Origin of the sequence: Cognatitamlana onchidii (assembly GCF_004804355.1) — a bacterium.
In the GTDB taxonomy this organism is placed as follows: Bacteria; Bacteroidota; Bacteroidia; order Flavobacteriales; family Flavobacteriaceae; genus Cognatitamlana; species Cognatitamlana onchidii.
In genome coordinates this window covers 230,761-254,233 of sequence record NZ_SRWZ01000007.1, presented here as the reverse complement: position 1 = coordinate 254,233, position 23,473 = coordinate 230,761, and the positions used below count along the sequence as shown (strand labels likewise).

General features: G+C 36.9%; 14 protein-coding genes and 1 tRNA gene. 3 read left to right on the top strand and 12 right to left on the bottom strand.

Annotation, left to right across the window (positions count from 1 at the left end; genetic code table 11):
- Positions 1 to 132: 132 nt before the first annotated feature.
- The 3 genes from E5D58_RS13880 (at position 133) to E5D58_RS13870 (ending at position 823) form a co-directional block, all read left to right on the top strand.
- Positions 133 to 342, top strand: coding sequence for a zinc ribbon domain-containing protein (locus E5D58_RS13880; protein WP_136482780.1), 210 nt, complete (start codon positions 133 to 135; stop codon positions 340 to 342).
- Complete coding sequence (gene folB / locus E5D58_RS13875) at positions 342 to 704, top strand: dihydroneopterin aldolase (RefSeq protein WP_136482778.1); 363 nt, start codon at positions 342 to 344, stop codon at positions 702 to 704. The genes E5D58_RS13880 and folB overlap by 1 nt, the downstream gene beginning before the upstream one ends.
- A gap of 48 nt (positions 705 to 752) precedes the next feature.
- Positions 753 to 823: transfer RNA gene (locus E5D58_RS13870), tRNA-Cys, on the top strand.
- Positions 824 to 857: 34 nt separating this feature from the next.
- Here the strand turns inward: E5D58_RS13870 and E5D58_RS13865 are convergent.
- The 12 genes from E5D58_RS13865 to E5D58_RS13810 form a co-directional block, all read right to left on the bottom strand.
- The gene (locus tag E5D58_RS13865) at positions 858 to 1,538 is read right to left on the bottom strand and encodes a LysE family translocator (RefSeq protein WP_136482776.1); all 681 of its coding nucleotides are present in this window, start codon (positions 1,536 to 1,538) and stop codon (positions 858 to 860) included.
- 133 nt (positions 1,539 to 1,671) lie between these two features.
- Entirely contained in the window at positions 1,672 to 6,423 is a 4,752-nt protein-coding gene (locus E5D58_RS13860) for a glycosyl hydrolase (protein WP_136482774.1), read from the bottom strand.
- A gap of 195 nt (positions 6,424 to 6,618) precedes the next feature.
- Entirely contained in the window at positions 6,619 to 8,031 is a 1,413-nt protein-coding gene (locus E5D58_RS13855) for a T9SS type A sorting domain-containing protein (protein WP_136482772.1), read from the bottom strand.
- A gap of 364 nt (positions 8,032 to 8,395) precedes the next feature.
- Positions 8,396 to 9,337: a glycoside hydrolase family 17 protein gene (locus E5D58_RS13850; protein ID WP_136482770.1), complete on the bottom strand. Its 942-nt coding sequence runs from the start codon at positions 9,335 to 9,337 to the stop codon at positions 8,396 to 8,398.
- A gap of 27 nt (positions 9,338 to 9,364) precedes the next feature.
- Complete coding sequence (locus E5D58_RS13845; RefSeq protein ID WP_136482768.1) at positions 9,365 to 10,927, bottom strand: MFS transporter; 1,563 nt, start codon at positions 10,925 to 10,927, stop codon at positions 9,365 to 9,367.
- A 44-nt stretch (positions 10,928 to 10,971) separates the two neighbouring features.
- On the bottom strand, positions 10,972 to 12,459 hold the full coding sequence (locus E5D58_RS13840; protein ID WP_136482766.1) for a glycoside hydrolase family 30 protein: 1,488 nt from the start codon (positions 12,457 to 12,459) through the stop codon (positions 10,972 to 10,974).
- 5 nt (positions 12,460 to 12,464) lie between these two features.
- Positions 12,465 to 13,463 carry a glycoside hydrolase family 2 TIM barrel-domain containing protein gene (locus tag E5D58_RS13835; protein WP_136482764.1) on the bottom strand — a complete coding sequence of 333 codons (999 nt, stop codon included), beginning with the start codon at positions 13,461 to 13,463 and terminating at the stop codon, positions 12,465 to 12,467.
- Between the two features lie 13 nt (positions 13,464 to 13,476).
- A complete protein-coding gene (locus tag E5D58_RS13830) occupies positions 13,477 to 14,766 on the bottom strand; it encodes a glycoside hydrolase family 17 protein (protein WP_136482762.1) in 1,290 nt (429 codons plus the stop codon).
- A gap of 31 nt (positions 14,767 to 14,797) precedes the next feature.
- On the bottom strand, positions 14,798 to 16,612 hold the full coding sequence (locus E5D58_RS13825) for a glycoside hydrolase family 3 protein (protein WP_235835924.1): 1,815 nt from the start codon (positions 16,610 to 16,612) through the stop codon (positions 14,798 to 14,800).
- 1 nt (position 16,613) lies between these two features.
- Positions 16,614 to 20,072: a hypothetical protein gene (locus E5D58_RS13820; protein WP_136482760.1), complete on the bottom strand. Its 3,459-nt coding sequence runs from the start codon at positions 20,070 to 20,072 to the stop codon at positions 16,614 to 16,616.
- Between the two features lie 69 nt (positions 20,073 to 20,141).
- The gene (locus E5D58_RS13815; RefSeq protein WP_136482758.1) at positions 20,142 to 21,686 is read right to left on the bottom strand and encodes a sugar porter family MFS transporter; all 1,545 of its coding nucleotides are present in this window, start codon (positions 21,684 to 21,686) and stop codon (positions 20,142 to 20,144) included.
- Between the two features lie 118 nt (positions 21,687 to 21,804).
- Positions 21,805 to 23,466, bottom strand: coding sequence for a family 16 glycosylhydrolase (locus E5D58_RS13810; protein WP_136482756.1), 1,662 nt, complete (start codon positions 23,464 to 23,466; stop codon positions 21,805 to 21,807).
- Between the last annotated feature and the right edge of the window lie 7 nt (positions 23,467 to 23,473).

Sequence of the window (23,473 nt, the reverse complement as noted above, 5' to 3'; positions counted from 1 at the left end):
ATTTATTTCAACTAAATAAGCGTCAAAATTACGGAAAATCCCTTTATTTTAGCTTAATATTTTAGGGAAGCGTAACAAAGTTTGAATTTAATACACCAATAGCTAAGACACTTAATTTATTAATTCTTTACGATGAAAAACTTAAATTACACTTGCCCGAAATGCCATAATAAAACCTATACCGTTGGACAAATGCGAGCTACAGGAGGAACTTTCTCAAAAATATTCGATATTCAAAATCAAAAGTTCACCGCTATCACTTGTGACCAATGCACGTATACTGAATTCTATAAAACCAAAACGAGTGCTTTAAGTAACGTTTTTGACTTTTTTACAAGCTAATGGGAATAATTAAAGTAGAGAATATTCGTGTTTTTGCACATCACGGATGCCTAAAAGAAGAAACAAAAATTGGTAGCCATTACCGGGTTGACCTTGAGGTTAAAGCTAATTTACAAACCTCCGCTAATACTGATAAATTGACAGACACCGTGGACTACGTCTTTTTAAATAGGGTAATTAAAGAAGAAATGAACGTGCCTTCTGCACTTCTTGAAACCGTTGCAAAGCGTATATTAAATCGAATTTTTACTGAAGATAGTATGGTAAAAAAAGCCACCGTGTGGGTTAGTAAATTAAACCCACCTATTGGAGGTGATGTAGAGCGCGTTACAATAAAAATGACTGATAGACGTAAAAAGTAATTTTATACCCCATAAAATCACTTTTTTTTTTACATTTGCAGCACTAATGGCGTCATGGCCGAGTGGCTAGGCAGAGGTCTGCAAAACCTTCTACAGCGGTTCGAATCCGCTTGACGCCTCAAAAAAGTCTCTAGAAAAATCCTAGAGACTTTTTTAATGCATAGGGGCTATGTGTTCTAGCTTTTCTCTATTCTTTTCATAAGCTTCTGGAAAGAGTCCTTGCACAAATAATAGCACTCCAAAACCTAAAATAACTAAGGCAATCAATTTTTTGGTTTTAAATATAAGGCGAGGGGTGAGTTTTGCTTTCAAGCGTTTAGCAATTAATATTTTAAAAATATCTGATACGAAGTAAGATATAAGCATTGAAACAATAAAAATAACGCCTCCATTTTTTGATGACGTTAATGAGTCTCCCAATACAATAAACCCTAGCCAACCTAATAACACCCCAATATTGATAAAATTTAAGAGAAACCCTTTTACAAATAACTTTCCGTAGTCTTTTTGAATTTCTACTTTATGGTACTCTTTAACAATGGCCCGAAAAGATTTGGATGTTTTTAAAAATGAAATTATTCCATAAACAATAAGTAAGGCGCCTCCAAAAATTAAAAAACTAGGATCGTTGCCTATTTTACTTCTTAAACTGTTTGTACTGTAAAATGCAATAACAATAAATATAATATCTGCTAGGATAACCCCTAAATCAAAAATTAAGGCACTTCTAAAACCTTTGGTTGCACTAGTTTCTAGGAGCACAAAAAATACTGGACCAATTGTAAAGGCCAGTATTATACCAAAGGGAATAGCCGTTAAAATATCATCAATCATAAGTTATTGTAGCTTTATACAAAGTAAAGAAATATTTCAAACTATTAATATTCAAAATTTAAGTTAGAAACATAAAAAAAGAGCAAAGTAATACTGCCCTGCTCTTCTATAAACTACATAATAAACTACTAAACTATTTTTTTATGAGCTTTATGCTTTTAACTCCTTGTTCTGTTTTAATCGTTGCAAAATATAGTCCTGATTCTAAATCACTAGCATCTATAGACACCTTTCTTGATTCTGGATATAATACAATTACTTTTCGCCCCAGAACATTAAAAACCTCTAAAACCTCTACTAATACATTAGTCGATTTTAAATGCCAAACATTCGAGCTAGGATTGGGATAAACACTAAAACCATTCGACTCTAGATGATCTGTACTCAAAATACAACTATCACCTACTTCATAAGAAAAGTATTTTGTTACAGCTAGCCCTCCTGCAAAAGCAAATTTACACGCATAACTAATAGTTTCCCCTATCGTTTGACCTGAAATCGTAGTTCTAAAAGTTTTAGGCTGACCAGGTACAGGAGTCATAGCAGTTTCACTAAAGGGGCTCTGCCTCCATAAATACGCAATAACACCGTCCTTATCATCCAAGAGCTCAAACGTAAATGTTACATCTGTACCCGAAGTTTCAAAACTATAATTGTAGCCTATATCAAAGCCTCCTTGTTGGGCATCAGCACTTATTCCTGAGCAATCGGTATTTGCACTAACTGCCGTTGTAGCCTGTATTCTTATAGGATTATTTGCAGCATTATTACCTGCCAAATCACTTGCAGTAATAGTAAACGTATATAACGTCTCTGGCTGTAACGCATTAATAGTCATTGGTTTTTCAACTCCAGAATCTCCTGTTATGCCATCATTTTTACCATTATAAGATACATTATAGACTACGGTTCCAGAATCATCGGTCGCATTTAATAACATGTCAATAGATGTGGGGGTTACTGTCCCTATTGAAACTGTAAAATTTTCTGGTGCTTCAGTGTCATTTCCACCAGAACAATCAGAACCAACAATATAGCGAACATAATTTGTAACTGCTAATCCTCCTGAAAATTCAAACTTGCAAGCATAGCTTAAGGTTTCCCCACTTGTAACTCCACTAATTGTTTTTGAAAACTTATTAGTTTCAATAAAATCCATCTGAGACTCAGCAAATGGCGTCTCTTGCCATAAATAAGCATTGCCAGAAAACTTATCATTATCCAATAATTCAAAAGTTATGATTACATCAGACCCTATGGTTTCAAAAGTACTCTTGTAACCAATTGAGAACGACCCTTGCAATGCCGAGGTTCCAATTTCTTCGCATAATTTAACTTCATCTATAGAAATATTTATAGTTTGAGATGTGCCTTCTCCACCTGCATTGTCAGTAGCTTTTGCAGAAATTTGATGCGCTCCTATGCTTGCATCACTCCATTCAAAGCTATATGGTTCAGAGTCATCTTCACCTATTTTTGTAGTACCATCATAGAACTCAACTTTTGCAACAGTACCATCCAAATCAGTTACTGAAGCCCAAATCTCAATATCTTCCCCTTCTTTAAAGACTGAATTATCCATTGGGTTTGTAATTGATGTTGTTGGAACCACATTACCTGTTTGAGTAACAATGATTAGCGAGGTACTATTGGACGTATTAGAACCATCATCAACTGTAAGCTTAACTTTGTAAATTCCCTCTTCTAAATTAGAAGCAATTGGAGCAACAACCGAAGTACTTGAAAAACTAATGGTTGATGGCCCATAGATCTGTTCCCAACTATAGTTTAAATTGGGTGTGTCCCTATCCGTACTTTGAGAACCATCTAAAGTGGCTGTTGTATTAGGTAAAATAACAGACACGTTATCTCCAGCATGGGCTACCGGTGGGTTATATGTTAAATCTCCGGTACGTGCTAAAGTAACTCTTCCTATATTAAGTTCTCCTTTAGTAAAGACCAACCTTAGAACATGAGTGCCTTTATTTAATTCAATATTACTGACTGTCTTGGTGGCCCATGTGGTCCAATTGGAATTACTGGTTGCACTAACAACAATGTCGGGACTAATTTTATTTCCTTCAATTTCAAAATAAAGCGGCCCACCTCCAGCTGCATTTCCAGAAGCATATCGAAACGATAAATCATAAATACCTGCAGTTTGTACATCTATGGTGTACTCTATCCATTCGCCTGAAGAAATCCAGCCTACTATAGCCCCTTCTAAAGCATTTGCAGCCGAATCAACATATTCATCCGTTCTAAAATCGCCTTGATTGTTTTGAGAGATATCAACATACGCTATTCCTTGACCATTACCTCCTTGATACATATCATAATGAGCCGCATCAAATGTTCCAGGAATTTGAATGGCTGTTCCCGAGTAAGGCACTTGTTCCCCTAATTGAATGTTTACAATATTAGTCACGTTAAATTGCTCCCCTTCATATACTTTAGCGTACATCCCATGAGTGCCTAATGTCAGGTTGGTAGCTTTCATTTCGTATGGTGAATTTGTGGCTTCTCCTAATATCGCATTGCCGTCATAAAAAACAACCTTAGTTATTCCTGATCCTGAAGTCTGTACCGTTAAGTTAACACTTCCATTAGGATAGGCTTGATTAAAGTCGCTACACATGACACCTGAGACGTTAGTATCTTTATTTGTTGCAATTTGATTCGCAGGAACACTCAATTCGAATCCATTTGAAAACGTAACTGTTATTGGATTGTTAGAATAATTATGAGCCACGTAGGTTATATCTCCATTTTTATTGAAAGCGGCCGCGATTGGGTAATTTGCCGTTATTGAGGCCTCTAAAGTTCCCATAGCATTCATGGCATGAATCCAATGGTAGGTTTGTACATCTGATACGCCAAATTTCATGATACGGTCTGCATAAGAATTATACAAATCAATAGCTTGTTGAGGGTCTATAAAACATAAATACTTCCAAATGGTATCATGCCATAAATTAGGATTGGTACTTGTTGTACTCAATATTTCTGTATAGGTTTTTAATTCCTCCCAAATTTTTTCAACATAGCTTTTGTTCTGTCCAAGATAAAGAGAACCTCCATGCATGGGATATAACTCGATCCCGTAGGACGCTGTAATATCTGATGTCCAAAAAGTGCCGTTATCATAAGAATTACCCCAAACTCTAGATACTAGGCTGTATTGCTGTGATGGCCCAAAGTTACGCTCCTTCATATCAAACCAGTATTCTTCTATAGCCGTTTGTTCTGTCGTATAAAGATATACCCCTAAATCTCTAATGGCGTCGTTACCTGTAATGGTTCCCCAATGAATCAATGATGAATTAAATTGCATACTTTCTGAGGTAGATTCTTGATCATTTCCTTGAGGAAAAGAAGCCATTCCATTTGCCCAACAATGTCCTCCATAGGGGCTAAAGTTTCTTAGGAACGGAAATTGAGAATCATTTCTATCAATGGAAGCTGCATCTCTAATTAAAAAGTTAATCATACCTCCCCAGTCATCTGCCCAACCCGGTTCAAATTGCTCCATAAAAGCCGCTGCATGAATAAAATAGCCCCAGTGAAAATGGTGGTCGTTAATATTAGTATCTTGACCATGACCTGCTGGATAACCCAACATAGCCGACCAGGTATTATTATAATAAAATAGAAAGGCCTTCTCGCCAGACTCATAGGTTAACCAGTCTTCTAGCCTTTCCTTTATCGTAGCTATCATTTTATCTCTAGCTTCTGTATTACCCGTTTGATCAGCAATTCTAGCAGATTGAATTAAACGATTCATAACCTGACCTTCATTATAAGAATCGGTCCAGGTTGCTAGTTGGTCATTCTCAATTTGAGAAATTTTTGTATCTAGTTCTGAGGGGTCAAAACTTTCACTATAATTTGCTAAATATGGCATTGTTGGCAAAATACCATGATATGTGTTTTCAACTATAAATCCATTTCCATCCATGGTTTTTATTTCTCCCCGCACCCCATCATAACTATATCCATTGGGTGTTGCAGACATAGAAGATAAATTATCCCACTGATGAGGCAATAAACCTTGTAAAATATTTGTTTCGCTTCCTTCTTTAGTCTCGGTAGTTACTAAAAAATTTGTTTGCACAACACCTGTACTTGGGTTGTAAGACCAGTTTGTGGTCGTATTAGTAGGAAACACATAGGCGTACTTTTTGTATTCCTGAGCAAGCGCATTTAGGTCGGTATTACTTTGTGGTAACATGGCCATAGACCAATAGTCTTTCCCATTTAAGGTTGAAGAATAGGTGCTTCCATTATTTGTCCATGTACTTCCCGAAGGTGCATAAAAAACAAAATCTACCTCTCCACTCGCATTTTCTATAATTAGCATTTCTGATGAGATTGAAACCGTACCAGCATTTACCTTGATTTCTAAAACATCATCGCTTTCCTTTTCAAAATATAGGAAAGGCATCCCAATTCCTGAGGTTGCTTTTAGTTCATGATTACCATCATTCCAATTCATGGTAACTGTCCAGTCAGAATAATCGGAAACGGTTGCTTTGTTTGTATTTAGCCCTGTTAATCCAACCTGAATCGGGGCAGAGTCCCCGATAACCCCAAAAGGAATATAGGTAACAATAAGGCCTGTATTGGTTGTTTTCATGGTCATGGGATAATTAAATAAATTATCTGCATGATCTTCCTTTATTAATTTAGACCACCAATCGTTTGTAGGTACAGGTTTGCCTAATGCATTGCCTGACAGTTGTGGCGTTCCTGATGGAAACCCGTTTCTTCCAGCGGAATCCGTTCCAGGAAAATTAGTTGTGTAACTTCCGCTGCCAACCCCTATTTGCGATTTAACTATTGTTGAAGCTAAAATTAAAACAAGACATATAAAATTTTTAATCATAACATTAAATATTGATTCAGTTTATTTTAGACCGTCTGGGACATTGGGGATATTTGATTAAACTATATTAAGACAGGCTTAATATCTTAGGTTTTAAAATCCCGGATAACAAACAACCGTTGCGAAAAAAAAGAGCGAGACTCGATTGATTGCCTCGCTCCTTTACAAACTACTTAATAAACTACCTAAAACTAATTAGTTCTTAATAAGTTTTATACTTTCCACTCCAGATAACGTTTCAACCACAGCAAAATATAGACCAGTCTTTAAAGAAGACGCATTGACAATTGCGTTTGAACTATTTGGGTTTAAGCTCATAACGGTCTTTCCTAAAACGTCAATTACATTAATACTGGTTATTTCTGAGTCTAATGATTTTATATTCCATGTGTTTTGAGTGGGATTTGGATACACTTTGAATTCTGCATCAGTCACCCTAGATGTACTAAGTGTAGAAGCTCCAACAACAACACTTCCCAACGCCACCTCATCTGCAGGGTTGGCATTAAGCCCGTTGATTGCAAATCCGTACTGAATAATCAATCCAGGAGCTAATTCGGCTCCTGTAGCGGAAACAGAAAACGAGCCAGAGGCAGGTAAAGTCATAACTTTAGAACCTCCCAAAGCATCACTAAAACCGTTATTGGGATCTAACGCCTTTATAAAAAACTGCGCGGTGTATTCGCCATCAATAGTATTAGAAACTATTTCTCCAGAAAACGTTAAATCTGATCCATTAAATGAAGCTCCAGGTTCTACAAAAGTAGAAGCCTCCATAATTTTATTTCCTGTAGGCCCGGCTGTAACTCCATTATCCGGAGAATTAGTCCAATATGCTCTTGCCGCGTCATCACCTCCAACAGCATTGGCATAAGTACTAAAATTAGGTTGTAATGTAATATTTTCGGCTCCTATAGTAGTTTTCACATCGACCACGGCCCAGCCATCTCCTCCGGCGAAGCCTCCACCGTCAGCAGGCGTATTAAACCAGTTCATGTAAGCTATCCAGTTAGCATTAACATCAACTGTTACTTCATTAGGTACTGCCGGAGCAATTGCTGCCCCTACTGTTCCTGAAACATTGTCCACATAAGTTGTTCCATCAAAAGGAGGTGTGCCAAATCCAGGAGAATAACATGGAAATAGAACAACCAAAGCGTACTGATCATTAGGAACATCCCCCTGATCAGGTGTAGAAAAATCAACATTAATAGTTTCCCAACCAGAACCTGCTGTAGTAAAGCTTTTTTCTGTGTTTCCCGTAACACCATCTTTTGTTGACTCCAGTTTTAAAAGAAAACTTTGAGCAGCCGTAGTGTAAATATCGACAGTAATGATTTTGCTCCCTGTCGCATTTGTTAAATCTAAATAGTTGGTGGTCATTTTTAACTGGGCATTTTGCCAAGGTTGTCCAGATGCAGCGCTATTAATTTGTCCCACTTTTCCTTTTCCAGAAGTTATAGGATCATCTGTTACAGCTACGGAAGCTAAACCGCTATCTGCTTTCCAATTGTCACCTATAATAATGTTCGATTCAAAATCTACTGGTATTGTTTGCGAGAACCCTAAGAAGGAAACAAGCATAACCAAAATCGTAATTTTTTTCATAATTTAACTCTTTTAAAAAATGTTTATATTTAGTTTCTTTAAAATTAAACTTCAACATTATTAATTCCTCATTTTAACCCACTACAAAAAACATACAACTCAAAAAACATTCTTTGTTTTTGTGTTTTATTCAATAAAAACGGTTAATAAGGAGGGGTTTCAAAATTCTAATATTTTGATAAAAAGCAACTTGTTGTGGTAATGTTGTGGTAAAAATGCATTCATAAAAACTCAACTTATGAAACTTCTTGAATAAAAGACCTAGTGTCTCGCCATGGTAATAAAAAAAGCCTCTGAATATGGAAAATTCAAGAGACTTTTTGAGTCAATAACCAGCCGACTGGTCGTCTATTTCATGATACCGTTAAACCATTTTGAACAATCTTTTACCGCGTGAAACTAGGGAGGTTTTATCAACAAACTTAATATTTTCATTTTTATCCCATAACCCCCAATAAGCTCCAACATCGCCTTCAGCACCAACCTTCCAAGATTCATCAAACGACGAAAAATAAAACATGTCTATATTGTCTTCCTGCGACCATTTCTGCGAGTTAATAAAATACTTCATTGCATTTTCAAAAGAGGGCAATGCACCGTGCAAACCGCTGCCTTGACTTGGCCAACCTGTCTCTGTTATAATAACCTTTTTACCTTTCCCGGCTTTAAGAGCTTGCTGAAACATGTCTTTCATGTAAAGCAAAGAATATTCTAAACTACAACCTTCCCAATACGGATAACAATTGGCTAGAATAACATCGCATGCTTCCGCTATAAGTGGACGTTCGGTAAACTCATAATACGCGTCTACATACCCCATCGGAATATCATTTGGAATAGCGCCCTTTACCCCCTTCATAAACTCTAATAGTTTGCTTTCGGATAAATCACCTCTATACATGACTTCATTACCAACCGCGGCGATGTCAACATAGCCTTCATTCGCTAGTTTAATTAATCCCGCGACCTCATTTTTGTTAATCTCATCATCATCCCCTAACCAGGCACCCACGAGGGTTTTAATACCATATTCCTTGGCAATTCTTGGAATTGCCTCGTTACCATCCGTGCAAGAAAATGAACGTATCCATTTGGTATAAGGTTGAATAATTTCCATGCGCCTTCGTATTTGTGCTTCTGTAATTTGGCTTCCAGGTTCCTGCCCTTCTTCATAAGGACTAAAACATAAGCCATGCATGCCTCCTTTTAAGATTTTTCCAAAAATATACTGTAACCCTTTTGTCGTTTTATTGTCAAGATGCCCACCAGACAACGACATGATTTTATGATTTCTTTTACTAGACATAACTCTTAAATATTAATTAACTAATCCTTATAATTCACCTCTTCTTTCAATTAACAATGCTTTTATTTCTCTTGCACGTTCTTCGTTTAAACTATACTTATACATTATCCAAATGGCCAAACCTGCTGTAATAGATGGAATCAATATATCTGCAATTCTAAGACTATTCATGGTTTCTGCACTTTGGGTTGGAGCTTCTGAAATAAAACCCACTAATTTTAGGACTAAGCCACCTAGGAATAAAGCAATTGACTGTCCTATTTTTACCATTAACCAATAAATAGCTCCAAATGTACCTTCCTTTCTAGGCATACCATTGTTAAGCTCGTCTAAGTCACATACATCTGCAGTCATACTCATCATAAGCGTAAACAAACCGCCTAACCCAAATGCAATAAATGGTATAGGCATAAAGATTAACCATGGAGAACCTTGACTCGTATCAATACTAAACCAAGTCATTCCAATACTTTCTAAAAATGGGTTTAACCATTCGAATACTGATGCCACACCACTATTTAAAGATTGCCCAAAAGACGTCTCATTAAAGCTGGCGTTAAGTTCTGTATTAAAACCCCACCATTTTAATGTATATCCAACGATAGAAATAACTGTTGAAATAATAAAGGCTTTTCGTTTGCCCCATATATTGGCCATTTTTGAAATTATTGGTATCACCAAAAAAGCCGTTGTAACCGCGGTAATGGTTGAAAACCACGCTGGCCAAGTTCCAGCTTGCGCATAGCTTCCGTTGTACATATAAAACACAATAATATACACACTAAACGCTGCTACCAATTGAAAGCCATTAAACACTAAAAATGTAGCACCACAAAGCTTCATGAATGGCTTATTCTTAGATACTTGCATAATGCCTCCCCAAAGGTCCTTTAAGTTAGAGGCCAATGTTTTAAAAGTAATTTTCTTCCTGTTTTCCATATGAGACGAATCAATACCTCTACAGAAAATAGCAGGTAGTACACCAAGAAACGCGCATAGGGAACCTACAATAATAGATAAATGTCTAACACCTTCGGCTTGAGTTTCATAGATATTAGGATCTGCAATTATAACCCAAAACCAAGGTACAATCATCCAAGCAATTTGACCCATGGTATTCGAAAAAGCCATCAATCTTGTTCTCTCATTATAATCTGATGTCATTTCGTAGCCTAAACCAACAAGTGGTGTTGCGTACATGGTATTACCAGCCAAAAAGAGAATGGTTAGCGTTAGAAAATACCAAAAATTATACATTTGGGAGTTCTCAGATGACATTTGCCACGTTAAAGCAAATAAAATGCCACTTAAGATGGCTCCTACAAAAATATAGGGTCTTCGTCTACCCCACCTAGACTTTGTATTATCGGTTATAAACCCCATTATTGGGTCTGAAATAGCATCAAATAATCTTGGAAGCGCTCCTAAGATACCTGCATAAAGTGGATCCATGCCAAATGCAGTCAACAAAAAGAACATAAAAAATCCCAAGGCACCTGGTAATAAATTAAGAACAAAATGACCAGCCCCAAAGGCGGCTTTTTGCCCAATTGGTACATTATCTTTAGATTTAGTTTCAACGTTTGGCATAATCTCTTTGGTTTCGTTAGTTTTTTATCTGCATCATAAGTCTTTTAGGGTATCTGTATGGTTTGAATAGCTTGTTTACTTATGGTAATGTCTCTAGAGTTTTCATGTAGTTTAAGTTCGAAACTCTTACGTGTTTTTCCTTCATTAAAAATAACAACCGCTATAGAGCCATCTGGATTATGTGCTGCTGTTACCATCAATTCTGGATCTGAATTAATGGCTTCTATAACCTTAGCTTCTGGCCTTATAAATTTGCTGAAATGTGCCATGGTATAAAACAATGGTGTAAAATACACCTGATCGGCATCTGGGTCCACAATTACAGGCGCTATACACCAGTTTTTAAACCAATTAGGGCCACCTTGTCTATCTAAAACCATATTCCAGTCAACCCATCCGTCAACCCAATTATTTAAACAACCAATAATATCTCTAGCATATCTATTAACAGGGGCGTATTTGGGATGCAAGTGTTTATCTTCATCAGGCGCCCAATCATAACCCCAATCAGTGGCTTCCTTTTTCCAATACCAAGCATCATCCTGCCAAACAGGAACCTGAGCATCGATGCAGCCCTCGGTTTCAATTAAATACTTATTCGGTGCTTTGTTATGAGCATATTGTAGCTCCTTAGGATAGAAATCGTATGTGCTATCGTACCAGTGAATCGCCGTACCATCAAAATACCTTGATGAGCTGTCATTTCTATACATCTCGTCTACCCATTCTTTTAAAAACCTTCTGTTTTGATCATAGCCAAGAATCACTATATCTCCTTTTCCATCAGCTTCTAATTTCGGACCTAAATGAAACTCAACAAAATCTGTCATCTCTTTGGGTGTAAAGTGCATGCTCTCCCAATTGTTCCCGTTACCATGAGGCTCATTTTCCACGGTAAACCCCCATATATCAATGCCTTCAGCTTTATAAGCGTCAACATATTTTGAAAAGAATAGGGCCCAAGTGTCATTGTACTCCGGTAATAATTTCCCACCCACCCAATGGTTGTTATCCTTCATCCATGGAGGCGCTGTCCATGGCGATGCGAAGATTTTAAAACCTGCCTCCGATGCTGCCATAGCATCCTTTATCATAGGTATTAAATCATCTTTATCTTCATTGATACTAAAATGTTCCAGTTCCTTATCATCTTCAACTGGTGCATAAGAATAATTTGAAAGCGAAAAATCACAGGAATTCATATGTGTTCTTACGAGCGAATACCCCGCGCCTTCTTTTGAAAAATAAGCTTTTAAAATAGTATCTCTATTAGACTTACTAAGTTGGTTAAGCAAGTATGCTGAAGCCTCTGTAAAGGCACCACCAAACCCAGTAATTGTTTGAAACGTCTTTTCTGGATTTAAAACTATAGAAGATTTTTTATCCAATTCTTTAAACGTCTTAAGTTCTGTAAGTTTATGTCCGCTTTCTGATGTTTCAAAAACCTTAAAACCAAACTTGTTTTCTTCAGATTTACATCCCATAAAAAATAGTGCCGTTAGAATTAAAATGATGTATTTTGAATGTTTCATGGCCTTCACTTGGTATAAAATGATTTAATAACTTTAAAGGTTTCCTTTTTATTTCTATCGATGTCTACCATACCCCAATACTCTTCGTTGGGCGATCCATCATATGGCACACCACTACTATTTGGTGCCCACCCTCCTGGGTCTTGCTGGTCTATATTGCCTGCCTTCCACCAACCATCGGTAAATGAAAACATGGTCACACCAGAACATATATCAAGATTATTAAAAATAGATTCCAAAATATTATGATTGGCATCTGCTTGCGCTTTTTGATTTAAGCCTTGTTGATACCCTTCTTTGGCAATAGTCATATAGCTATCGCCACCAGCTTCAGACAAATACATAGGTTTATTACTTATGGTTTTCCATTGTTCGTAAAGGTTGTCCGGGTTATCCCAACGATAAATATTCATACCCCATACATCAATATTCGAGGAGGCAGTTAATGCTAAACTGTCAGGTAATTCCCCATGAGCTGTTGTTACAGGGTGGTTTGGATCCACTAAATGTATGTCTTGGGCCGCATTATTCATAGCTTGGTACCAATTGTTTAAATCGCCATCAAACCATTCTGGATGATAATTATATTCATTCCCAAGCTCCCACATTAAAATAGAGGGGTGGGTCTTGAACTTTTTAACATAATCCAAATACGATCCAGAGAGGATATCAAAATGACCACCCTGATTGTACCCAAAACCAATAATTAACTTTAAACCTGCCTTATGAATTTGATCCAGCACCGTCACATCATCAATAGGCGCATAAACGCGGATTGTATTTACTCCTGCCTCAATCATTAACTTTAAATCTTGACTCAAAGTTGTGAAATTTCTTTTTTCAAAACCTTTAGGTACTGGGTGATAGCAGACTCCCTTTATAATATAGGGTTCGTTATTTAAAAGGATAGAACGATCAGACACTTTAACAACATCTTGTAATGATGTGTTGCTTTGACACGAAAACAAAAAGACTATTAAAAGTATTTGAACTATTCTATTCATTATAAATAAATTATTAGTGTTGTGTAACTAGTCCATATTCTGTTGGAGGAACTAAGACATCATTTAACAGCTCTTCCTTATTCCCATTGTAAGTTTTCTTTATGGCATGCCCATCTCTGGTTAATCCATCAAATATGCCTTTGTCCACTAAGTCCCAAAGTGCATATTTTGCCTCACCTTGTAAGTTTATAAGCCCAAAATGATTTTCTGAGCCCATAGTGTTTTTAGCATCTTTCCATTGCTCATCAAAGGCCTCAAAATAAAAACAGGAGATGTTTTCTTTGTTCGTCCATTCACGCATAAGCTGATAGTATCTGCCTGATTTATATTCGTCTGCAGCCTTAGAACCTGACGGACCATAGTGACCATTTGATACGGTAGCCCAACCAGTTTCTCCAATATGAATAGGTTTATCAATCCCTAAACTTTTCATGTATTTGGTAACCTCCTGATATTGATTTTTAGCAAAATCTATCGCCCTAATCATGGCCGATTCCACTTTTTCGTGATCGCTTAATTGGTCTTCATCTTTAGGAGCTAGCCAAAACGCTGGATTATAGTGGGAATTGTGCATGGGGTAGGTATGCATTGAAATATAATCTACTTCTCTAATTAATGCTTCTAAATCTGATGTGTGATAGCTTGGGTCTCCTCCTCCCCAAGAAGAGAAATCATCAGAACTGGTAATCCATAATTCTTTAGGGAGTTTCCCTGAGGCTTTAAGTCCCTGAAGGTACTTCACCCATTTTAAAATCACATTTGGCCTTACAAAATAACTAGTAGCCCACCGTACCATGGCTTCATTGCCTACGGCTATAACTTTTACAATGTCTGGATACTTACTAGCTAATGCCACCGCTCTACCTATTTCATTTGAATTGTCCTCACTCTCAATCTCATGATTAGGCTCTAAATCTGTCCAAGCATTTTTACAATCAATCCAAGCGCCAAGCATCACGTACATTTCGAAATTTGGATCTTCTATTTTAAGTTCACTAATCGCCCTTAATAAATTAGGGGCTTGTTGCAATTGCACATTATAGGTACGAAGAACTTTTACGCCCATGGCTGATAAAATTTTCATGTCTTCTTTCAATTGAAGAATAGTAGGCTGACTGTCTCTTGTTTTTTGCCTATACCCTCCATAAGAAATTGCCAAATAATCAGGGTTTCCTAAAATATCTGCTGCTGTTACATGTTTCATTTCTATCACGTTTTCAATTGGTTTTTTATCTTTATTTACACATGCTATAGACGCTATTAAAGCGGTTAGTAAACATATTTTTATTAAACTAAGTTTCATTTTTATCTTATATATTTTCCATGTTGTTAGATTAATAGGAGAGCCCGTATCCAAACTGAAACAATGGTTTAATAGAATTATCCCAAAAATTTGGACCAAACCTTCCAGAAAAGTCTTCTAATGATTCTGGCCATGAATGTGGGAGTTTTCCAGAAAAGTCGTAATCTCCAAAAAGAACTTCTGCAATACCATCGCCCTCAGAACCTGGTAACCAAGCAGCAACAAAAGCATCCACGGCCCTCAACTGGTCTGTTACCACCAAAGGTCTTCCAGAAATTAATATAACTACTGTCCTTACTCCTGCATTTACATAGGTGTTTATATACTTTTTATGGGCTTCACTCAAGGTTAGCTTAAATCCTGTATTCTCATTTATATCGCCAAAAAACTCGGCATATGGTTTTTCTCCTACTACCACGATAGCTATATCTGCATCAACATGGTTTCCGGTAGCATCTGCATCATATATGATATTATTAGAATATCGCTTGAGTCCATCCAAAATAGTTGTCGCACCTTCATAATTCTCTATATCGCCTTGCCAGCTTATCGTCCAACCTCCAGACTGCAGTCCTGAATTGTGAGCATGCTCCCCAACAACAACAATTTTTTTAACCTGTTTATCGATAGGCAACACATTGTTATCATTTTTTAGCAAAACCAAAGATTCCCTTACGGCTTGTCTTGCAGTATTTCTATGGTCTAAACTTCCTATTTTCTGTATTAAAGTTGTATCTGGAAACGGTTTATTGAACAAATCAAGTCTGTATTTTTGCCTTAAAATTCTCTTTACCGCATCGTTAATTCTATCCATAGATACAGAGCCTTTTTCTACACCATTTTTTAAGCCATTTTGAAACAGGTCTAGATCACCATCTACCGCCATTACCATATCAACTCCAGCATTAACAATAGCATTTTTACCATATTTAGAATAGCCTTTCCAATCGGTAAGTACAATACCGTCAAACCCGATTTTCGTTTTAAGGGTATCTGTAATTAGAGCTTTGTGTGCATGTAAAGGCATATCATTAAGGGTGTTGAAAGAAGCCATAATAGCCCCTACCCCCTCTTTAACGGCCTCTTGATAGGGTGGTAACAACCGTTTATTTATTTCATTAGAACTAACTGTTGTATTCCCGCCTTCAATGCCAAAATCCGTAGCGCCATCACCTATATAATGCTTTGCCGTAGCCATAACTGTCGTTCTATCTGAAAGGTTTCCCTGATGTCCACGAACGGACGCTTTAGCCATAGCCTGAGTGACTTCTGTGCTTTCTGAAAACGCTTCATAGACGCGCCCCCATTTTTCGTTATAAGGTATGGCCACACAGGGTGAAAACACCCAATTAAACCCTGTTGCTTGAGCCTCTATTGCCGTTATTTGTGCTGCCTTTTGTACCAAATCTGGGTTTCTTGTGGCTCCCAAACCAATATTATGAGGAAATATGGTAGCGCCTTTAAAGGTGTTCTGTCCATGAACAGCATCTACCCCAAAGAGGAGTGGAATTCCTAATCTGGTGGATAAGGCTTCTTTTTGTAAGGCTGTAAACTTTGCCTGCCAACCATAGGCGCCTTCGCCTGGTAAGGGGCCGTTTGTGTGAATTACAGATCCTATGTATTTAGTCCCTATATCGCCTTTTTGAATATCTGAAAAGTGCCTAACTTGAGTCATTTGTCCAATCTTCTCCTCTAAGGTCATTAATGCCAATAAAGAATCTACTCTATATGCAATCATGGCATCATGGCTCAGCTTTTTGGTCTCAACTTTTTGGCAGCACAAAACGATCCCAAAGCCAAAAACTAAGAACATTAAACGATATAATATGTTAAGCCTTTTCGCCATATTACTTTTTGATAGAGACTTTAATTTGATTAACATCCCCTGTTCTCTTAAACATCATAGTTGATGTTTTAAGATCTAAGCCTAAAGAATCAAAATCTATTTCTGTACCGTTGTTAAAAACAACCGATAGACCGTTTTTATCTGATAACGTGTAAATAATGGGAACTTGACAATAAGTAAAACAAAGCGATCCTGCAGCTAAATCAATTTGGATCTTTTCTCCCCCAATGGCCATGTAACTAAAAGATGCTGGCTCGTTTAAAAACTCTTTTGTTTGTAAAAGATATGGGCTAAACCTTATAGCTCCATTCTTTACAAATACACCTAATTCTCCAAACCTGCTCAACACATCTTCCTTAACCTGACCAGTCATTCCTGGTTGTTGTGCTCCTTTTGAAGCAGGAGTATGCGAATAAGGGTCTGTTGGAAAAGCTCCATATAATTTAGGCGATTTATGCACGCCAATTCCAGCGTTAATTTCATAATAATGATCTAATAACCTACCTATCACCTCATCAGATTCTCCTTTATTTATGGCTTGTAAACAATTTTCTTGTACAGCCAACAGAAGCTTTGAAACCATATGCCAATAAATAGAACCAAGGCCTTCATAACCAAAAAATGTTCCTGAACGTCCAGTAAATGACTTATGGTCAAATATTTCTTCAAAGACATTAAGTAAAAGTTTAGTGTCTTTTTCAACTAAATTCTTATAAGCATCAGGCAGTTTATTTAGGGCTTCTTTTAAGCTTTCTGCATTGTTAAAGCTACCATTAAAATGAAAATTCCCTAAAACATCTTTTTCAACAATATGGGCTGCTTGACCATCTTTTATTAGTTCCGCTAATAGTTTTGATTCCTCAACAAGTGTCTTTGGAATATTATTTTTCTTCTTAAATCGAGGCAAGTCTTTGTTCGGGTATAAAATATAACTGTATTGATCGTCTCTAAACAAGCTACTGCCTTTTAAACCATCTAATAACTCTAAAGCTTCTTTAGGAGACAAAAAGCCAGAACTTAAAACAGCGACTTGCCCTTCAAGCATTTCTGATAAATAAGAAATAGATATTTCTGCTTCGTTTTCAACCGTCATTAAATTGTAAGCGTGATACATATTGTCATGACGCTTATTTGCTTTTATACTGTGCTGCAAATATTTCTTGGTAACCTTTATAAATTCTATGATGTCTGCCTCGGAAATAGATGATTTTCTACTTGAAAAATCAGATTCATAAATAGCCTGTCTATATTGACTTCCTGCTTCTCCTAATCCGTCTAGTACTGATTTTCTATCCTTGTTACTTATAGGTCCAGAAAGAATTCCTTTGTGTTTATTTAAGGTTTCTAAAACAGCACCAAAAAATATCATAAGTTCTTCCGACAGCTCAATTTTTTCGATTTCCGATTTTGAAACAATCCCTTCAAAAAAGTTTAAAAAACGATTTAAATAGTAAAGTGTAACCATTGATACACCATTACCAACTAAAGCATTATTCGCATCGTTCCATTCTGGTCTTTGAGTATTAAGCCAAATACCGCCTTCAGGTATGAAATTGGAAACTTTTGCAAGAACGGTTGCTAATAATTTTTCAATAAAATTAACTCTATAGATCACATCGTTCTGATCTCTTAGCAACGCTCCATCTGCCCCAATATCATCTTTCAATCTATTGATTTTTGCATCTAATTTATGATCAAAATCTATGGTGTCTTTGGGGTTTTTGAGCGTATCTTGGTAAGACCTTATTTTATAGGGTACATTGGCATAAACAAATATGTTTTGTGAGAACATGGACTCTAAGCGGCCCGGGTAATAGTTCTCAATGAACTCTAAAAATTTTAAGAGATAAATAATCTGGTGATCGCCCCAATAACCGATGTAAGACCATGGATCATCTTCTTCAATAACCTCCCAGTCAAAACCGTCTTTGGTTACCCTGTAAGGATTGTATCCATCAAAAGTTGTCGCATTTAAAAATTTATAAATCATACCCTCAATAAATTCAGGGTAGGCATGCGCTAAAGCTTCCCAATTCTGAAAAATATCTCGCCAGTTTCCTTCATAATCCAAAATTTTGGAACCATCGATTTCACTTCGGGTATTGATAGAAAACTTATTCCAAGGCCTACTTGGATCGCCATGTCTTCTACTAAATTTTAGAGGTAGATACTCTAAACACAAGCGCTTAAAATCGTTATTGTCATCTTGATGTGCTATATCTTGAATGTACTCCAGTGAAAACGCTTCAGGTAAACGCGCCAAAAGCGTTTTCTTGTTCGCATACAAAGCCCTATTTGCTTTTTCTAAGTACTTCGTAAAATCGGCTTTTTCAATATTGTAGTTATCATCAAAAATACCACCACGCATAATATTAAATAGCGTGTTTGCAAAGTGCCTTGTATTTGTTAAAGGGTCTTGTGTAAGTTGTAACCCATCTGAAGCTCCAGTGAGTTCCACCAAATTTTTTGTACCCAAATCAATATCTTCGCGGAGCAGCTTTTCTAGGTTGTTTTCATTTTTTATCAATTCTGAAATATAGGTTACACCAGAAATTGACTGATTTACATTGGCAACAAACAACCACTTGGTATCACCAAAAGGTTCAAGATGCAGGTCTGTGGACACAAAATAAGCTCCCTTTTCTGCCTTAATATCTTCTTCTTGTACTACAGCATTTCCGTTTCTAAAGGCGTCCAACTGCAAAGAAGACACTAGATAAGTTGGGTTATTTATGCCTAGAGACCAAACAACATTAGATTTTAAAGCTTCACTTGGTTCCGCCTTATCTACTATAATGGCGCTAAGTGCATAAACCCCCAATCCTACATTTGATATAAGTTCATTTCTTTTATATGCATCAACAAGATTACTTCTGCTATTTTGTAAATCTGTGGTTACTCCGGAAGGAAGGATATTTTGTAAACCATCTAAAACAGTAACTTTGAGAGACTCATTATTGTTGTTAATAAGTGTCGCATTTTTCACAAAACCAAACTGATTACTGGAACTCCACTTGTACCTAAAAACCAGACCTAAATTGTGATTAATTTCTTCAAAAATGACTTTATTCCCGAAGGTGTTTTTATATAGATTTCTTTGGGTTTGATACTGACCCATTTGTCTGTTCGAAAAGGGTTCCCAAATTTTAATATCACCATCTACCTCCACTTGAAAAATAGTTTTGCTTCCGGTAATATCGGCCGACTCGGTTATCTTATCATCGGTGTAATAAGGAAATATTGAAGATTCACTATTCTTCCTACCTGCTGTTAACCCACCATTACTTGAAATAAACATCCAATGGTTTGAGTCGCTTACGATACTCATAAAAAATGGTCGCATCGCATCAGAATTAGAAATCTTATAGTACATCTCGTTATCAAAATGTACCAACTCACCTTGAACATTTAAAGTGTCTATCGGAGTTTTATTATTTTTACTTAGTATGGTTTGATTCATTTTTTTTGTTGTATTATCATTCAATCAACTAAAAGCCATGCATCATAATGGCTTCATGGTTTTCTCATATCAATATGTTACTAAATCGCGCTCAATCTGCTCTAAAGATTTTCCTTTGGTTTCTGGCAGTACTTTAAGCATAGAGAAAAAGCCTACCAAAGCAATAATTCCAAAGATGAAAAAGGTGAGCGCATTACCAAAATTTGAAAGCTCCCATGGAAAAAGCAATTGCACAAGCCAACTTATAAAGGAGTTAACAAATGCTATAACACCCACGGCAAACCCTCTATACTTATTTGGAAAAAGCTCTGAAAGTAAAACCCACATTACTGGACCCAATGAAAAAGCAAAACATGCCACAAAGCCCAATATGCCAGTTAAAACCAAGTAAGCATTTATACTGGTAGCTGCTTCCAAGATCGCCCCATCATTTCTGCTATAAACCTGATTCCCTAAAATTGATTTCATATCATTTTTAAAATCAATATCACTTTCATAGAGCTTATCATTAACAGCCATTAACTTAGATGCTTCCCCAAATTTTAATTGTTCTATATTGTCTTTAGAGAGCTGGTATGTCGCCTGTTTAAACCCATAAGCACATACCAATAAACTAATCGCTATACCCGCTGTGCCTATTAGCATTAATGGTCGTCTTCCCATTTTATCGATTAGATACATGGCCACTAACGTAAATACAACCGTAATACTACTCAAAAGAATTCCTGAAGCAAAAGCCGCATTGGTTCCAATACCAGTTTGCTTGAAAATAGAGGTTGCATAAAAGTAGATGGCATTAATTCCTGTAATTTGTTGAAGGATACCTACCAGCAAACCAACAATAAGCACAAATCTTAGTGCAGGTTTAAACAGATCCTTTATTTTTACTTTTTCTTGAGCTTGCCCGTCATTATGGTTTAAACTTGATAAAATAATACTAGATTCTGTTTCAGCCATTTCTTTACCATATATAGTGGAAAGTATACGTTTTGCTTCAGCATATCTTCTCTTTGTAAATAACCACCTTGGGCTTTTTGGAACAAAAAACAATAGGATAAAATACAGTAGGGCAGGAATCAATTCAACACCGAGCATCCACCTCCAAACATTTTCATCTGTAAATAGGGTATTATTTGCGGTGTTGTACTTATTAAAAAAGTAATTACTTAAAAAAGCAGCAAAAAAACCAAGCACAATATTTAATTGCTGAATGGAAACCAACTTTCCTCTATTCTCTGAAGTTGAAATTTCTGCAATGTAGGTAGGCGCAAGCACTAAGGCTGCTCCAAAAGCTAGCCCCCCGATCATTCTTGCTATAAAAAGCATTTCATAAGAATCTGCATAAGCCGATAGTAATGCAGAAATTGCATACAGAAAGGCCACTACAATAAGTATACGCTTGCGGCCAGTAATGTCGCTAAGTCTTCCAGAAAAAATCATAGCAATCATAGCAGCGAAAGAAGGTGAGCTTACCACCCAACCAGATTGTATATCACTCAAATTAAACTCGGGTCCAGCAAAAGTCATTACCCCAGATATTATGCCTGCATCGAATCCGAAAAGGAAACCTCCCAAGGATACTGTAAGCGCTATAAGTATGAGTTTTTTTGACATTGATATACTTTTGGTTAGCTATTCTAAAGCTCTTTTTTCAAAATTTCTATAATCTAAAAAGGATAAAAAGGCCGATAGTGAGAGTGATATCGACCCTTTTCAAATTAACTAAACAAGCTTATTGATACACTCTAATCCAGTCTATCTCCATAGTGTCTTGGGTAAAGTTAGGATCGATAGTTCCTCCTAAAGTACCTCCCATAGCCACATTCAATATCATAAACATATCGGCATTATATGGGATGTCTGAATTATTATCAAAGGAGAAAAAGAACTCACCATCAACAGACATTTTGATCGATTCTGCTGTCCACTCTACAGCATAATTATGGAACTCGGTTGTACTATTTGGCACTTCGGTTTCGCTAAAAATAGCGTCCCCTCCAGAATTTCCAGGAAAATGCAAAGCTCCTGATGTTTTACTTTTATCTTGACCTGTTTGCTCCATGATATCAATCTCTCCACAATTAGGCCAACCTACCTCAGGAAAGTTTGCACCTAACATCCATATTGCAGGCCATGTACCTTGAGCTGCTGGCAATTTAGCTCTACATTCTATTTTTCCATAGGTATATTCTTGTAAGCCTTCTGTTTTTATTCTAGCAGACGTATACCCACCATTTCCATCGGCAATGGCTGTTATTTTAAGAGTACCGTTATCTATTGAAACATTTTCAGCATTATTAGTATAGGTTTGTAATTCCTGGTTACCCCAGCCTCCAGCGCCAAGGTCGTAAGTCCAATTGGCTGCGTTAGGAGCACCATCAACATCAAACTCATCTGACCATACTAAAGTCTCAAACCCACCATCTGGTGATTCATTAGGGTTCTGTGTTTGGAACGTACAATACCATGCTAATCCCGGATCAACACCGTCCACCACTCTAACTTTTAAAGTACTACTGGTTACCGTAATGATTTCAAATAAACTGTTAATACAGTACCAGCTCATAAAACCATCATCCGATAATAAAATACTTGTACCTCGATACTCAGGATCTCTTGCATCTTCTGTCGCAACTGAAGATGATGGAATAAGCGCTACACTGCTTTCAATACCTAATGAGGGGGCCACATCACTACCATGACATGTATCTCCATCTACCCCTAAAGCTCCAGCTACAGTACCTGGTACATAAGCTTGCCCAACCACTTGTTGGAATGTTAAGTTACCTTCGGCATCCTGAGTGAACACTAACTCCGCATCATACATACATAATTTATCTGGGTGGAAAGGATCTGAGTTAAAAAATGTTGGGAAGGTGTGTGTTCCAAACCCAGCACCATCTTTAACATTAGTTCCTAGGGCAATGTTACTAGGTTTATCGGCCGCCCAATACCATGTTTTACTATTACCAGAGCCACCACTTAAAAGGTCTTTCGCTTCCTGATCTTCAAAATCACTTCTCACCGTTACGTTCATAGATGTACTGGATTGTACCCCTCCTGTACCGACGGCATTTACCACAACCGTATAGGTATTAACCCCAACACTCGTAAAACGGTGTGTTACTTTTCCGGTTTGATTGGTTTTGGTAAAACCATCACCAAAATCGAACTTATAGGCTAGTGCCCCACTGGATGTGGCTTCTATGTTAACTAAACCACTACCGTCTCCGTCTGCATCCGTACAGCCTTCGCATACTACCTCTGCAGTAAGTGCAATATTAGTTGGTATTTTAATATCTCCAAAGGTAGCATCGTCATCTTGACAGCTAAATAGAGCCATTACTAATACAAGAAAAAACCCTATGCTATATTTAAATTTATTTTTTTTCATAATTCAG